General features: G+C 28.8%; 1 protein-coding gene. It reads right to left on the reverse strand.

Translation table 11 applies throughout. The annotated features are described in order from the left end of the window. Positions 1 to 607, reverse strand: a 607-nt coding sequence (locus AVBRAN12642_RS09780) for a DNA cytosine methyltransferase (protein WP_336608323.1), incomplete at both ends; no start/stop codon positions are given.

Raw genomic sequence — 607 nt, forward strand, 5'->3', positions numbered from 1 at the left:
CTTGCGAAGATATCGCATCACTTCTAATAGTGATAGTGGGTGCTGGCTGTTCCCATTTCATTCTTTTATATGATGATTTAAACCCTTTAACTCTTTCTCCATTTTCTTTTTTTGGAAAATAAACTATATTTTCAAACGCAGATTTTCCAGTAGGAGTATACCTCATACACTCTATATGACTTTCTTTGTGTACTCTTGCTTTATGATGTTTTAAATTAGAAATCTCACCAGATTCTAAACTTGGCAAATGTCCTATCGCCTCTTTTAGCGTTATTTCTCTTTGCTCTTTAGGCTCATTCCAAGTGAGATGTTTTTTATACATTCTCACAATAGCTCTAGGTCTACTTTGCGGAATCCCAAAATATTTTGCATTAAAAACATTCACTTTGATATCATATTTATCTGAAAACATTGCTGATAAATAATCAGTCAACTCTAATAATTTACCATCATAAAAATATTTCATTTTTAAAAACTGTGGTACATTTTCTATTAATATATAATCAAAATCTTTAATTTTAATCACATCCACAACAGACAGAAATAAAAAATTTCTAGAATCATTTTGTCTTAAAAAATCAGTTTTATTTTTACCTATATTACTCAT

Source organism: Campylobacter sp. RM12642, from assembly GCF_020137635.1.
Taxonomy (GTDB): domain Bacteria; phylum Campylobacterota; class Campylobacteria; order Campylobacterales; family Campylobacteraceae; genus Campylobacter_E.